Annotated in this window: 13 protein-coding genes; 9 read left to right on the forward strand and 4 right to left on the reverse strand. The window is 50.4% G+C overall.

Features of this window, described 5'->3' with window-relative positions; genetic code table 11:
• Window positions 1-107: 107 nt before the first annotated feature.
• Both FQ015_RS07185 and yeiP read right to left on the reverse strand, forming a co-directional pair.
• Window positions 108-1,574 carry a mannitol dehydrogenase family protein gene (locus tag FQ015_RS07185; protein ID WP_160523893.1) on the reverse strand — a complete coding sequence of 489 codons (1,467 nt, stop codon included), beginning with the start codon at window positions 1,572-1,574 and terminating at the stop codon, window positions 108-110.
• 222 nt (window positions 1,575-1,796) lie between these two features.
• Complete coding sequence (yeiP, locus tag FQ015_RS07190) at window positions 1,797-2,369, reverse strand: elongation factor P-like protein YeiP (RefSeq protein WP_001136827.1); 573 nt, start codon at window positions 2,367-2,369, stop codon at window positions 1,797-1,799.
• Window positions 2,370-2,523: 154 nt separating this feature from the next.
• Here yeiP and FQ015_RS07195 point away from each other — a divergent pair, with 154 nt between their 5' ends.
• Window positions 2,524-2,778 (forward strand): YkgJ family cysteine cluster protein, encoded by a 255-nt coding sequence (locus tag FQ015_RS07195; protein ID WP_000389030.1) that lies wholly within the window; start codon window positions 2,524-2,526, stop codon window positions 2,776-2,778.
• Here the strand turns inward: FQ015_RS07195 and setB are convergent.
• Window positions 2,775-3,956, reverse strand: a complete 1,182-nt coding sequence (gene setB, locus FQ015_RS07200; RefSeq protein WP_000551977.1) for a sugar efflux transporter SetB — start codon at window positions 3,954-3,956, stop codon at window positions 2,775-2,777. The two genes, FQ015_RS07195 and setB, sit on opposite strands and share 4 nt — an antisense overlap.
• 367 nt (window positions 3,957-4,323) lie before the next feature.
• On the opposite strand from setB, the gene fruB reads away from it, so the two are divergent.
• From fruB to FQ015_RS07230, 6 genes are all read left to right on the forward strand, one after another.
• The gene (fruB, locus tag FQ015_RS07205; protein ID WP_000487253.1) at window positions 4,324-5,454 is read left to right on the forward strand and encodes a fused PTS fructose transporter subunit IIA/HPr protein; all 1,131 of its coding nucleotides are present in this window, start codon (window positions 4,324-4,326) and stop codon (window positions 5,452-5,454) included.
• Window positions 5,454-6,392, forward strand: a complete 939-nt coding sequence (gene fruK, locus FQ015_RS07210; RefSeq protein ID WP_000091263.1) for a 1-phosphofructokinase — start codon at window positions 5,454-5,456, stop codon at window positions 6,390-6,392. The genes fruB and fruK overlap by 1 nt, the downstream gene beginning before the upstream one ends.
• A gap of 16 nt (window positions 6,393-6,408) precedes the next feature.
• Window positions 6,409-8,100 (forward strand): PTS fructose transporter subunit IIBC, encoded by a 1,692-nt coding sequence (gene fruA / locus FQ015_RS07215; RefSeq protein WP_000854458.1) that lies wholly within the window; start codon window positions 6,409-6,411, stop codon window positions 8,098-8,100.
• 423 nt (window positions 8,101-8,523) lie between these two features.
• A complete protein-coding gene (locus FQ015_RS07220; protein ID WP_039020520.1) occupies window positions 8,524-9,465 on the forward strand; it encodes a pseudouridine kinase in 942 nt (313 codons plus the stop codon).
• Window positions 9,453-10,391, forward strand: a complete 939-nt coding sequence (psuG, locus tag FQ015_RS07225) for a pseudouridine-5'-phosphate glycosidase (protein ID WP_001292440.1) — start codon at window positions 9,453-9,455, stop codon at window positions 10,389-10,391. Before FQ015_RS07220 ends, psuG begins: the two co-directional genes overlap by 13 nt.
• Before the next feature lie 93 nt (window positions 10,392-10,484).
• On the forward strand, window positions 10,485-11,735 hold the full coding sequence (locus FQ015_RS07230) for a NupC/NupG family nucleoside CNT transporter (RefSeq protein WP_039020521.1): 1,251 nt from the start codon (window positions 10,485-10,487) through the stop codon (window positions 11,733-11,735).
• Window positions 11,736-11,803: 68 nt separating this feature from the next.
• On the opposite strand, the gene FQ015_RS07235 is transcribed toward FQ015_RS07230, so the two are convergent.
• Window positions 11,804-12,502 carry a transcriptional regulator YeiL gene (locus FQ015_RS07235; protein ID WP_000658615.1) on the reverse strand — a complete coding sequence of 233 codons (699 nt, stop codon included), beginning with the start codon at window positions 12,500-12,502 and terminating at the stop codon, window positions 11,804-11,806.
• Window positions 12,503-12,631: 129 nt separating this feature from the next.
• Here FQ015_RS07235 and rihB point away from each other — a divergent pair, with 129 nt between their 5' ends.
• Window positions 12,632-13,573, forward strand: coding sequence for a ribosylpyrimidine nucleosidase (gene rihB, locus FQ015_RS07240; RefSeq protein ID WP_000415429.1), 942 nt, complete (start codon window positions 12,632-12,634; stop codon window positions 13,571-13,573).
• Between the two features lie 99 nt (window positions 13,574-13,672).
• On the forward strand, window positions 13,673-14,923 hold the full coding sequence (locus tag FQ015_RS07245; RefSeq protein WP_160523894.1) for a NupC/NupG family nucleoside CNT transporter: 1,251 nt from the start codon (window positions 13,673-13,675) through the stop codon (window positions 14,921-14,923).
• Window positions 14,924-14,940: the final 17 nt, after the last annotated feature.

Raw genomic sequence — 14,940 nt, forward strand, 5'->3', positions numbered from 1 at the left:
CAATACTCTTAAAAGTTAACTGAGCGTTAATCCTGGCTAAAAAAGGCAGAAAAGAGAAGGGGAGAGCGGACGAAGGCGAGCTTCATCCGCTTTAACCGCAGAAATCGTTAAATTTTGAGGGTGTTTAATAGCGCCTGATGCGCGCCGAATTGTGCGATTTGCTGCCAGGCTTGTTCGATAGCCTGCACAAAATGCGGGTTATCTGGCAGATCATCACCGAAAACTTCACGCAGAGAAAGCAGGGCGGTTACGCGTTGTTCACTGCTACTGCCCGCAACAAGTTCGCAAATTTTATCGCTAAGCGGATCGCGAACATCAATGGCATTTCCGGCATCATCAACGCCGCTGACGTAACGCATCCAGCCTGCAACTCCTAATGCCAGCAACGACCAGTCCGTTTCGCGCGCCAGATGTATGCGAATACCAGCCAGCATACGTTGCGGTAATTTCTGGCTACCATCCATTGCGATTTGCCAGGTCTTATGTTTCAGCGCCGGGTTAGCAAAACGTGCAATTAACTTATCTGCATATTGTGTTAAATCGACATCTTTAATTCGCAGTGTCGGCGCTTGCTCATCCAGCATTAATGCTCTGGCGGCATGGCGAAATGCGCGATCCTGCATGCAATCACTGATGTGCGCGAATCCTGAGAGGTAACCCAGATAAGCGAGAAAAGAGTGGCTGCCATTAAGCATACGCAGTTTCATCTCTTCCCATGGCAGGACATCATTCACCATTTGTACACCTGCGACTTCCCAGGCAGGACGCCCAGCGACGAAGTTATCTTCCACCACCCACTGGATAAACGGTTCGCAGCTAATCGCGCAGGGATCATTCACCCCCAGATGTTGGCTGATTTCCGCCAGTGATTCGTCGGTTGCTGCCGGAACAATACGGTCGACCATGGTTCCCGGAAAACTGACGTGTTCTTTTATCCACCCGGCGAGTTCTGGTGAACGTTTTTCCGCCATCCCCTGCACCGCGTTTTTCACCACATGGCCATTGTCGGGAATATTGTCGCAGGAGAGTACGGTAAACGGTGCAAGGCCGCGTTCACGGCGTCGTTTCAGTGCTTCGACGAGAATACCCGGCGCGGAGTGAGGTTCTTCAGGATTTTGAAGATCGTGAATAATCCGCGGATTGCTGGTGTCGAGTGCACCGGTGGCCGGGTCAATACAATAGCCTTTTTCGGTAATCGTCAGGGAAACAATTGCCACCTGTGGCTCGCAAAATTTCTCAATAATTGCCACTAAGGAATCCAGTTTTGCATTCAGGCATTCGTGAACGGCACCGACAATTATCGCCTGATTGCCGTCCGCACCTTTCTCCAGCACGGTATATAAATGGTTCTGTGCGCGGAGCTGGCTCATCAGTTGATCGCCGCTGAACAAGCTGATTTCACAGATCCCCCAGTCACCGCCCTGGGCATTCAGCACACGATCGGTCAGTAACGCCTGATGTGCGCGGTGAAAGGCTCCAAAGCCAAAATGAACGATACGTGATTGCAACTGCTGGCGATCGTAGCGTGGAGCGTGTACATGATGCGGGAGCGTAACGGAGGCGATTGTATTCATAGGAGTCACGTCTTAGTAACGATTAATTAACAACGACAGTGTAAAGTTATATGACAGCAATTGAAATTGGTCTGGATTGTTAATGCGATGAAGTGTGAGGGCGATCAATCAACGAGTGAATATTGCGGGCGTAAGGTGTTCAGGAAGCGCAAAATAGAAGATTGGTATAATAAATTAAAAAAGGGACAGCCTGAGCTATCCCTTTTCTGCATGCGGCTGAAGTTAGTCAGCACGCCCCATATAACGGCGTTCTTCGATATGGATACGAATTTTTTCGCCCGGGCTTAAGTATTCTGGTACCTGAATCACCAGACCAGTGCTCAATGTCGCCGGTTTGTTACGGGCGCTGGCAGATGCCCCTTTGATGCCTGGTGCGGTTTCAACGATTTCCAGATCAACGGTCTGCGGCAGCTCAAGCGCCAGCAATTGACCGTCCCAGGTCAGCACCTGCATGTCCGGCATGCCGCCCTCTGGCATAAACAGCAACTCTTCTTCAATCTGATCTTTGGTGAAGGTATACGGGGTATAGTCTTCTTTATCCATAAAGACATATTCGTTGCCATCGACATAGGAGAAGTCAACGTAACGGCGGGTCAGCGTCACGGTGTCAACGATATCATCTCCTTTGAAACGCTCTTCTACTTTCAGCCCGGTACGGACATCAGAAAAACGCATTTTGTACAGCGTAGCGGCACCACGGGCAGTGGGCGACTGAATATCAATGTCCTTAACCAGCAGCAGTTTGCCGTTGTAATTCAGTACCATACCTTTTTTAATTTCGTTCGCTCTTGGCATCGAAAAATTCCTGTAGTCGAAAATGTCAAAAATATCGCGACAAAGTACTCGCGACGGGCCTTTCGGGCAAGTGGTATTCGCACTTTTGCTGGTGCAAAAAAGGTGGTACTGTGCGCGCTCATCAATCCGGTGGTTAACCTTAAGAGAACAACGTATGGAATGCCGTCCGGGTTGCGGGGCGTGTTGCACTGCCCCTTCAATTTCCAGCCCTATTCCCGGTATGCCAGATGGCAAGCCCGCCAATACGCCCTGCATTCAGCTTGATGAACAGCAACGCTGTAAAATTTTCACCTCGCCACTGCGGCCGAAAGTCTGTGCAGGCTTACAAGCCAGCGCTGAAATGTGCGGTAACTCGCGTCAGCAGGCAATGACCTGGCTTATCGATCTGGAAATGCTGACCGCGCCTTAAACATCTTTAATCCGCAGTAAGCAAAACAGAGTGGCGATAATCATCACCATCGCAAACCAGAACACAGCGTGATAATTCCAGATCTCGGCGACGATGCCCGCCACAGATCCTGCGATGATCCAGCCCACGCGCGACGTGTTGGTATAGAGCGTGGTGGCTGAACCTGCCTGACCGGGCATCAAATCCTGAAAATAGAGCATCCCGATGCCGCCCAGAATGCCAATAAAAATAGCATTTAGCAGCTGCAAGCCCAACAGAATGACAGGTGAATGCGCCATCAGCATTCCTGCGTAAAAACAGACGCCACCCACGGCAGCAACGCGCATTAAGAAACGCTTACCCAGACGTTTGGCAAAATATCCGGCAATCAACATGGTCGGGATTTCCAGCCCGGCGGCGGTCCCCATCATCACACCGGCCAGTTTCTCGGGAAGATGCAGTTCGTTGATAATAAATAGCGGCATGTTGATGATGTACAGGCTGTTCGAGCCCCACATCAATGTACAAATGACAAACAGCAGCAGCGTATCGCGACGGTTACGGCGCGGCGCTTCAACCGTGCCGGTCGCCAGCGGAAGCTCTTTTTGCATCGACGGTAAAAACAGCCACACCATCACGCCGCAAACAATAAACGCTACCGCTGCGCTCAGATACATTACCGTAAAGCTGAAACCCATCGCTAAGGCATAAGCCAGCGGCGGGCCAATGACCCATGCCAGTGAAACCTGAGCGCGTAAAAAAGAGCTGAACATCACCGCCTCACGTCCGGTTTTGTCGGCATGTTCACGTGCAAGGGCAAACATTTGCGGGTTAGCGGTCGAGCCAAAGCTGCTAAGAAAGACGCCAACGAATAGCAAAACAAAGTAGTTGCGATTCCAGGCAAAAAGGGTGCAGGCCAGCACGCCTAACAGGCAGCAAAAGACAATCAGCGATTTGCGATCGCCGCGCTTATCAGAGCGCCCGGCGAGAAACTGACTGACCAGAATCCCAATGACAGCGCTGCCGGTAAAGAAGAATCCCACCATCGCCGGACGGGCATGTACTTCATCGGTAAGGAAAATACTGAGTGTCGGGGTTTGCAGAGCGCCCGCAATACCGGTGAGAAAGGCAACGATTAAAAACGCCGTCGAGGTCAGGTCAAACGATTTCGCGCTGGAGACTGCGGGGGAGTTATGCATGCTGGTCGATCACTGGAAGATGAAGACGCGGAGTTTACGCTGCTTGTCAGTAAATAAACAGACAGCAAAATCAAAAGCGCCACGAATAATCAAAATGCCATTTCACTCTTGCTGATTGTCTGCTGACGCTGCTGAATTGAAATTACTGACCACGGATTTTCCCATCAGCAATTCGGAAAAATGACAAAAAATTGTGCAGCACATCAAACTTTTGTTCATAACTTTACGGCTTTCCTTGCGTGCTGAAACAGAAGTATTATGCTTTCTTGAAACGTTTCAGCGCGATCTTGTCTTTAACCCTAAGCCAGGTTGGCGCTTTTTTTCTCATAGAAGCTGAATCGTTTCAATTCAGCAAGAGAGGAGAACTATGTTCCAGTTATCCGTACAGGACATCCATCCGGGCGAAAAGGCCGGAGACAAAGAAGAGGCGATTCGCCAGGTCGCTGCGGCGCTGGTGCAGGCCGGTAATGTAGCTGAAGGCTACGTCAATGGCATGCTGGCGCGCGAACAGCAAACCTCTACGTTCCTCGGCAATGGTATTGCTATTCCACACGGCACTACCGACACCCGCGATCAGGTGCTGAAAACCGGCGTTCAGGTATTTCAGTTCCCGGAAGGCGTCACCTGGGGTGACGGCCAGGTAGCGTACGTGGCGATCGGTATTGCTGCCAGCTCGGATGAACATCTGGGTCTGTTACGCCAGCTGACCCACGTACTGAGCGATGATTCCGTTGCTGAACAGCTGAAGTCAGCAACGACAGCAGAAGAACTTCGCGCATTGCTGATGGGCGAAAAGCAGAGTGAGCAGCTGAAGCTCGATAACGAAATGCTGACGCTGGATATTGTCGCCAGCGATCTGCTGACGCTTCAGGCGCTTAATGCTGCGCGTCTGAAAGAAGCAGGGGCAGTTGACGCCACCTTCGTCACTAAAGCTATCAATGAACAACCGCTGAACCTCGGACAGGGCATCTGGCTGAGCGATAGCGCTGAAGGCAATTTGCGTAGCGCGATTGCGGTAAGCCGTGCGGCAAATGCTTTTGATGTGGACGGCGAAACGGCAGCCATGCTGGTGAGTGTGGCGATGAATGACGATCAGCCCGTCGCGGTTCTTAAGCGTCTCGCTGATTTGTTGCTCGACAATAAAGCTGACCGTTTGCTGAAAGCGGATGCGGCAACGTTGCTGGCGCTGCTGACCAGCGATGATGCGCCGACCGACGACGTGTTAAGCGCGGAGTTTGTGGTGCGCAATGAACACGGCCTGCATGCTCGTCCAGGTACCATGCTGGTTAATACTATTAAACAATTTAACAGTGATATTACCGTGACAAACCTTGATGGCACCGGCAAACCGGCAAACGGACGTAGTCTGATGAAAGTTGTGGCACTTGGCGTTAAGAAAGGTCATCGCCTACGCTTTACCGCCCAGGGTGCAGATGCTGAGCAGGCGCTGAAAGCCATTGGCGACGCTATCGCTGCTGGTCTTGGGGAGGGCGCATAATGAGCAGACGTGTTGCTACTATCACCCTTAATCCGGCTTATGACCTTGTTGGTTTCTGCCCGGAAATTGAACGCGGCGAAGTGAACCTGGTGAAAACCACCGGTCTGCATGCGGCGGGTAAAGGCATCAACGTGGCCAAAGTATTAAAAGACCTGGGAATTGATGTCACCGTTGGCGGCTTCCTCGGTAAAGACAATCAGGATGGTTTTCAGCAACTGTTCAGCGAGCTGGGCATTGCCAACCGTTTCCAGGTTGTACAGGGGCGCACCCGAATTAACGTTAAGCTGACGGAAAAAGACGGCGAAGTGACCGACTTCAACTTCTCGGGTTTTGAAGTTACCCCCGCCGACTGGGAACGCTTTGTGACTGATTCTCTGAGCTGGCTCGGTCAGTTCGATATGGTCTGTGTCAGCGGAAGCTTACCGTCAGGCGTCAGCCCGGAAGCGTTCACCGACTGGATGACTCGCCTGCGTAGTCAGTGTCCTTGCATTATCTTTGATAGTAGCCGTGAAGCGTTAGTGGCAGGTTTGAAAGCGGCACCGTGGCTGGTGAAACCTAACCGCCGCGAGCTGGAAATCTGGGCGGGCCGTAAACTGCCTGAAATGAAAGATGTGATTGAAGCTGCGCATGCGCTGCGTGAACAAGGTATCGCGCATGTCGTTATTTCACTGGGTGCCGAAGGCGCGCTTTGGGTTAATGCCTCCGGCGAATGGATCGCCAAACCACCGTCAGTCGATGTCGTAAGCACCGTTGGCGCAGGGGATTCTATGGTTGGTGGCCTGATTTATGGCTTGCTGATGCGTGAATCCAGTGAACACACACTGCGTCTGGCGACAGCTGTTGCAGCCCTGGCGGTAAGTCAAAGCAATGTGGGTATTACCGATCGTCCGCAGTTGGCCGCAATGATGGCGCGCGTCGACTTACAACCTTTTAACTGACAGCAGGAGAGGCATAATGAAAACGCTGCTGATTATTGACGCTAATCTCGGTCAGGCACGCGCCTATATGGCGAAGACCCTGCTGGGCGCGGCGGCGCGAAAAGCAAAACTGGAAATCATCGACAATCCGAACGACGCTGAAATGGCGATTGTTCTCGGTGATTCCATCCCGAACGACAGCGCGCTGAACGGTAAAAATGTCTGGCTGGGCGATATTTCCCGGGCAGTTGCGCACCCTGAGCTGTTCCTGAGTGAAGCTAAAGGCCATGCGAAACCTTACACTGCACCGGTCGCTGCGACAGCACCAGTTGCCACCAGCGGTCCGAAACGCGTAGTTGCGGTGACAGCTTGCCCGACTGGCGTAGCACACACATTTATGGCGGCTGAAGCCATTGAAACCGAAGCGAAAAAACGTGGCTGGTGGGTGAAAGTTGAAACCCGTGGTTCTGTTGGCGCGGGTAATGCGATCACCCCTGAAGAAGTAGCCGCAGCGGATCTGGTGATTGTGGCGGCAGATATCGAAGTGGATCTGGCGAAATTTGCTGGTAAACCGATGTATCGCACCTCTACCGGTCTGGCGCTGAAGAAAACCGCGCAGGAACTGGATAAAGCGGTTGCTGAAGCAACGCCGTATGAACCGGCGGGCAAAGCTCAAACAGCGACCACTGAAGGTAAGAAAGAGGGTGCAGGCGCTTACCGTCACTTGCTGACGGGCGTCTCTTACATGCTGCCGATGGTCGTTGCAGGTGGTCTGTGTATCGCGCTTTCTTTTGCTTTTGGTATCGAAGCGTTTAAAGAGCCGGGTACGTTGGCAGCGGCGCTGATGCAGATTGGTGGTGGTTCAGCCTTTGCGCTGATGGTGCCGGTACTGGCAGGTTACATTGCCTTCTCCATTGCCGATCGTCCGGGTCTCACGCCGGGTCTGATTGGCGGTATGCTGGCGGTCAGCACCGGTTCTGGCTTCATTGGGGGTATTATTGCGGGCTTCCTGGCTGGTTACATTGCGAAGTTAATCAGTACGCAACTGAAACTGCCACAGAGTATGGAGGCGCTGAAACCGATCCTGATCATTCCGCTAATTTCCAGTCTGGTGGTCGGTCTGGCGATGATCTACCTGATCGGTAAACCGGTTGCTGGCATTCTCGAAGGGTTGACTCACTGGCTGCAGACCATGGGGACTGCGAATGCGGTTCTGCTGGGGGCGATCCTCGGTGGCATGATGTGTACTGACATGGGCGGTCCGGTAAATAAAGCAGCGTACGCATTCGGTGTGGGTCTGCTGAGTACTCAAACCTATGGCCCGATGGCGGCGATTATGGCGGCAGGTATGGTGCCACCGCTGGCAATGGGTCTGGCAACAATGGTGGCGCGTCGCAAATTCGACAAAGCGCAGCAGGAAGGTGGCAAAGCCGCTCTGGTTCTTGGTCTGTGCTTTATTTCGGAAGGTGCAATTCCGTTTGCTGCTCGTGATCCGATGCGTGTGCTGCCGTGTTGTATCGTTGGTGGGGCGCTGACTGGCGCAATCTCAATGGCGATTGGTGCGAAACTGATGGCACCGCACGGTGGTCTGTTTGTTCTGCTGATCCCTGGCGCTATTACGCCGGTACTGGGTTACCTGGTAGCAATTATTGCCGGTACGCTGGTGGCGGGTTTGGCCTATGCCTTCCTGAAACGTCCGGAAGTGGACGCAGTAGCGAAAGCAGCGTAATAAAAGGTGTGTTACAGGGCAGAAATTTCCTGCCCTGTAACATTTGATGAGCGCAAAGGGAATGACCAGTTTGTGAATGTAATTTTATGAATTTAAATGGTTTTATCTTTCAGTAGAAACCTGAAATGTTCATCAAACACTAAGGTTATTTCCTCAAGGGCAGATTATTTTCTGCCCTTTTTTAGTGTTCCTGTTCTGTGCATCCCGTCACAAATTTCTCACTTTTGTAATTCAGGCATTTAATCGCATTTTGTGAGCCTGCTCAAATCTGCCCATTTTGCCTCTCTGGCGGCAATTTACTTTACGTAAAACATGCATACTATGAGCACATGTTTAAATATGAACACATGTTTAAACCGTCTTTGCAGTATCTATATTCTTGTGGATTGACAGGGTTGGTAATTTTTTACCAGAGGACGTGCTATGCGCGAAAAGGATTATGTCGTAATTATAGGCTCGGCGAATATTGATGTCGCCGGATATTCACATGAATCATTAAATTATGCGGATTCAAATCCAGGTAAAATAAAATTTACGCCTGGTGGGGTAGGGCGCAATATTGCACAAAACCTGGCGTTGCTGGGTAATAAAGCCTGGCTACTGAGCGCCGTAGGCAGTGATTTTTATGGTCAATCGCTGCTAACGCAAACCAATCAATCTGGCGTTTATGTCGATAAATGCCTGATTGTGCCGGGAGAAAATACGTCGAGCTATTTATCATTACTCGATAATACCGGTGAAATGCTGGTTGCTATAAATGACATGAATATTAGCAACGCTATTACAGCTGAATATCTCGCACAGCACCGTGAATTTATTCAGAGGGCAAAGGTCATTGTCGCGGACTGTAATATCAGTGAAGAGGCACTGGCATGGATTCTGGATAATGCCGCCAACGTACCCATATTTGTCGATCCTGTTTCTGCGTGGAAATGTGTCAAAGTGCGCGACCGTCTAAATCTGATCCACACTCTCAAGCCAAACCGCCTTGAAGCGGAAACCCTGAGTGGGATTGCGCTGTCAGGGCGTGAAGATGTGGCAAAGGTTGCCGCCTGGTTCCATCAACATGGCCTGAACCGACTGGTATTGAGCATGGGCGGCGACGGCGTTTATTACAGTGATATCAGCGGTGAAAGTGGTTGGTCTGCGCCGATTAAAACCAATGTCATTAATGTTACCGGAGCGGGCGATGCCATGATGGCGGGACTTGCTTCGTGTTGGGTAGACGGAATGCCGTTTGCCGAATCTGTTCGTTTCGCACAGGGATGTTCGTCAATGGCGCTCTCCTGTGAATACACCAATAACCCCGATTTATCGATTGCCAACGTTATATCGTTAGTGGAGAACGCAGAATGTCTGAATTAAAAATTTCCCCTGAATTATTACAAATTTCCCCGGAAGTGCAGGACGCTTTAAAAAACAAAAAACCGGTTGTGGCACTGGAATCGACCATTATTTCTCACGGGATGCCATTCCCGCAAAATGCTGAGACGGCAATTGAAGTAGAAGACACAATTCGTAAGCACGGTGCTGTACCTGCAACAATCGCCATTATTGGTGGTGTCATGAAAGTAGGTTTGAGCAAAGAAGAAATTGAATTGTTAGGCCGTGAAGGACATAACGTGACGAAAGTCAGTCGCCGTGATTTACCTTTTGTCGTTGCCGCAGGAAAAAATGGCGCGACCACCGTTGCTTCAACGATGATTATCGCGGCACTGGCAGGAATTAAAGTATTTGCAACGGGGGGGATTGGTGGTGTGCATCGCGGTGCGGAACATACATTCGATATTTCTGCCGATTTACAGGAGCTGGCAAATACTAATGTCACCGTTGTTTGTGCCGGTGCAAAATCTATTCTCGATTTAGGATTAACAACAGAATATTTAGAAACCTTCGGTGTACCGTTAATTGGCTATCAGACAAAAGCGCTGCCTGCGTTTTTCTGCCGTACCAGCCCATTTGAAGTCAGTATTCGCCTTGATAGTGCCACGGAAATTGCTCGTGCAATGGCAGTGAAATGGCAAACCGGTTTGAACGGCGGCCTGGTAGTGGCGAATCCGATCCCGGAGCAGTTTGCGATGCCGGAGGAATCTATCAATGCAGCCATAGATCAAGCCGTCGCCGAAGCCGAAGAGCAGGGCGTTATTGGTAAAGAAAGTACACCGTTCCTGTTGGCGCGTGTTGCTGAACTGACCGGTGGTGACAGTCTGAAATCCAACATCCAACTGGTGTTCAATAACGCCATTCTGGCGAGCGAAATTGCCAAAGAATACCAGCGTCTCGCGGGTTAATTTCTGACGGGCAGAAAGCCGTCGCCCGTACTGATCATACATACCAAAACCTGGCGCTAACGCCGGGTTTACTGGCATGAAAGGAAAATCATTATGGATATAATGAGAAGTTTGGTGGGTATGGTGGTATTGCTGGTAATTGCATTCTTATTGTCAGTGAATAAAAAAGGTATCAGCATACGCACGGTCGGGGCTGCATTGCTGCTGCAAATCGCTATTGGTGGCATTATGCTCTACTTCCCACCGGGAAAATGGGCAGTAGAGCAGGCGGCATTAGGCGTGCATAAAGTGATGTCTTACAGTGATGCCGGTAGCGCCTTCATTTTTGGTTCGCTGGTTGGGCCGAAAATGGATGACCTGTTTGATGGCGCGGGCTTTATCTTCGCCTTTCGCGTACTTCCGGCAATTATTTTCGTCACAGCGCTCATCAGCCTGCTGTACTACATTGGCGTGATGGGGCTGCTAATCCGCATTCTTGGCAGTATTTTTCAGAAAGCCCTCAACATCAGCAAAATCGAATCTTTTGTTGCGGTTACCACTATTTTCCTTGGGCAAAATGAGATCCCGGCGATCGTAAAACCGTTTATCGATCGCATGAATCGCAACGAGCTATTTACGGCAATTTGTAGCGGGATGGCGTCCATTGCCGGTTCGATGATGATTGGTTATGCCGGAATGGGCGTACCAATTGACTACCTGTTAGCGGCATCGCTGATGGCGATCCCTGGTGGTATTTTGTTTGCACGTATTCTTAGCCCAGCCACCGAGCCTTCGCAGGTGACATTTGAAAATCTGTCGTTCAGCGAAACGCCGCCAAAAAGCTTTATCGAAGCGGCGGCGAGCGGTGCGATGACCGGGTTGAAAATCGCCGCTGGTGTGGCGACGGTGGTAATGGCGTTTGTGGCAATTATTGCGCTGATCAACGGCATTATCGGCGGAATTGGTGGCTGGTTTGGCTTTTCCAATGCCTCTCTGGAAAGTATTTTTGGCTATGTGCTGGCACCGCTGGCGTGGATCATGGGCGTGGACTGGAGTGATGCCAACCTTGCGGGTAGCCTGATTGGGCAGAAACTGGCGATTAACGAATTCGTCGCTTACCTGAGTTTCTCCCCATACCTGCAAACGGGCGGCACGCTGGAAGTGAAAACCATTGCGATTATCTCCTTTGCGCTTTGTGGTTTTGCTAACTTTGGTTCTATCGGTGTTGTCGTTGGGGCGTTTTCGGCTATTTCGCCAAAACGTGCGCCGGAAATCGCTCAGCTTGGGTTACGGGCGTTGGCAGCAGCAACGCTTTCCAACCTGATGAGCGCGACCATTGCCGGGTTCTTTATTGGTTTAGCTTGAGTTTCATTACCGGATGTACGCGCTTATTAAGCGTTGCATCCGGCAATCGCGCTATTCCAGATTATTTTTTACTGCATCATCCCGGAGAATTTATTCTCCGGATCCATCTCCAGCGCCAGCCCTAACAACTGCTTTCTGTTTTTAATTAAATACCCTTTCTTACTTTTAATTAATAAACCGTCGTGAATGAGTTGAGCGATCACATATAGCAAGTGACGATAAGTAACACCTAAATACTCTGCCGCCTGGGTATGTTTTTCGTGATAAAGATCACCTTCCTGCGAGAGTAATATAAATGCTGCCAGGCGATTCACTAACGGAAATGATTGATTCTGAGTTAAAGAAACAATATTACGATAATTTTTATGACTTAAGGTGACGCAGAGTTTTCGTAAAAATAGCGTATCGTTTAATAACAGCGGGCGGTAATGTTTCATAGGGAGCGCAAGGCACCAACACTCTTCAATCGCCTGTACCGCTCGTGGTTCATGATCTTTATCGATTAACTCAATCTCGCCAATAAAACAGGGTGCAGCAAAGAAATCAATCAGCGACACGCGACCATTGGCAAGCGTGGCGTAAAGCCTGGCGCGGCCTCGCGTCAGGTAAAACAGCCATGACGGCTGTTGCCCTTCCTGCACAATGTAGTCACGCGCTAAAAAATGAAACAGCCGTGTATCGGCTGAAACATCCGTTGAAAAGCAATCCTTATACGCGGACTCACTCATCAATTGCTGCTTAAGATCATTATTGTGGATTTCTTTCACGATGTTTATCCGCTATGAGATTTCTCATATTTAGCATACGTACGCTGTTGTTAAGATTCAATCATCGGCCCGGTCGAATTTTCTTTGCTGTAGAAAAAATAACGCAACTGGAAACAGAGGAAATAAACAATGGAAAAGAGAAAAATTATTCTGGATTGTGATCCGGGTCATGATGATGCTATTGCCATAATGATGGCCGCGAAACATCCGGCGATTGATTTATTAGGTATCACTATTGTGGCGGGGAATCAAACCCTCGATAAAACATTAATTAATGGCCTGAATGTTTGCCAGAAACTGGAGATTAATGTTCCGGTTTATGCGGGGATGCCGCAACCTATTATGCGTCAACAAATCGTTGCCGATAATATTCACGGTGAAACCGGACTTGATGGCCCGGTATTCGAGCCGCTGACCCGCCAGGCAGAAAGTACCCATGCGGTGAAATATATCATCGATACCCTGATGGCAAGCGATGGCGATATCACTCTGGTGCCGGTTGGTCCGCTTTCAAATATCGCGGTGGCAATGCGTATGCAACCCGCAATCCTGCCAAAAATCCGTGAAATTGTGCTAATGGGCGGCGCTTACGGTACTGGCAACTTCACCCCATCTGCCGAGTTCAACATCTTTGCTGACCCGGAAGCGGCGCGAGTGGTGTTCACCTCCGGCGTTCCATTAGTGATGATGGGCCTCGATCTCACCAACCAGACCGTTTGCACTCCGGACGTGATTGCTCGGATGGAAAGGGCAGGCGGCCCTGCCGGAGAGTTGTTCAGCGACATCATGAACTTCACTCTGAAAACCCAGTTCGAAAACTACGGTCTGGCTGGCGGCCCGGTACATGACGCCACCTGTATCGGTTATCTGATTAACCCCGATGGCATTAAAACCCAGGAGATGTACGTCGAAGTGGACGTCAACAGTGGCCCTTGTTACGGACGTACCGTCTGCGACGAGCTGGGCGTTCTTGGCAAGCCCGCCAATACAAAAGTCGGCATCACTATTGATACCGACTGGTTCTGGGGATTAGTCGAAGAGTGCGTGCGCGGCTACATCAAAACCCATTAAGTGTTGATAACAAGCCGGGACAGTATCGCAAGATGCAGGCCCGGCTATTTCTGATGGGCAGAAAGCCGTCGCCCAAAATGACATGAAGAGATAATAACTATGGATGTCATGAGAAGTGTTCTGGGAATGGTGGTACTGCTGGCAATTGCGTTTTTGCTGTCAGTAAACAAGAAGAAGATCAGCCTGCGTACTGTCGGTGCGGCGCTGGTATTACAGGTCGTGATTGGCGGCATTATGCTTTGGTTACCACCAGGGCGTTGGGTCGCAGAAAAAGTCGCTTTTGGCGTCCATAAAGTGATGGCGTACAGCGATGCAGGTAGCGCTTTTATCTTCGGTTCTCTGGTCGGACCGAAAATGGACACCTTATTTGATGGCGCAGGATTTATCTTTGGTTTCAGGGTATTACCGGCAATTATCTTCGTCACTGCATTGGTGAGTATTCTCTACTACATCGGTGTGATGGGGATCTTAATTCGCATTCTCGGCGGTATATTCCAGAAAGCATTGAATATCAGCAAGATCGAGTCATTCGTCGTGGTCACTACCATTTTCCTCGGGCAAAACGAAATTCCGGCAATCGTCAAACCTTTTATCGATCGTCTGAATCGCAATGAATTATTTACGGCTATTTGCAGCGGCATGGCCTCGATTGCTGGTTCGACAATGATTGGTTACGCCGCACTGGGCGTGCCTGTGGAATATCTGCTGGCGGCATCGTTAATGGCGATCCCTGGCGGGATCTTGTTTGCCCGCCTGTTAAGCCCGGCTACCGAATCTTCGCAGGTTTCCTTTAATAACCTCTCTTTCACCGAAACACCGCCAAAAAGCATTATTGAAGCCGCCGCTACAGGGGCAATGACCGGGCTGAAAATCGCCGCAGGTGTGGCGACAGTGGTGATGGCATTTGTTGCAATAATTGCGTTGATTAACGGTATTATCGGCGGCGTTGGCGGCTGGTTTGGTTTTGAACATGCCTCGCTGGAGTCCATTTTAGGTTACCTGTTGGCTCCGCTGGCGTGGGTGATGGGGGTTGACTGGAGTGATGCGAATCTTGCCGGGAGTTTGATTGGACAGAAACTGGCGATTAATGAATTTGTCGCTTACCTCAATTTCTCACCTTATCTGCAAACAGCTGGCACTCTGGATGCTAAAACCGTGGCGATTATTTCCTTCGCGTTGTGCGGTTTCGCTAACTTTGGTTCTATCGGGGTGGTGGTTGGCGCATTTTCTGCGGTTGCGCCACACCGTGCGCCGGAAATCGCCCAGCTTGGTTTACGCGCGCTGGCGGCGGCGACACTTTCTAACCTGATGAGTGCCACCATTGCAGGATTCTTTATTGGTTTAGCGTAGTGCGCGAGTTATGAGCC

Source organism: Escherichia sp. HH26CH (assembly GCF_009820205.1).
Taxonomy (GTDB): Bacteria; Pseudomonadota; Gammaproteobacteria; order Enterobacterales; family Enterobacteriaceae; genus Escherichia; species Escherichia coli_F.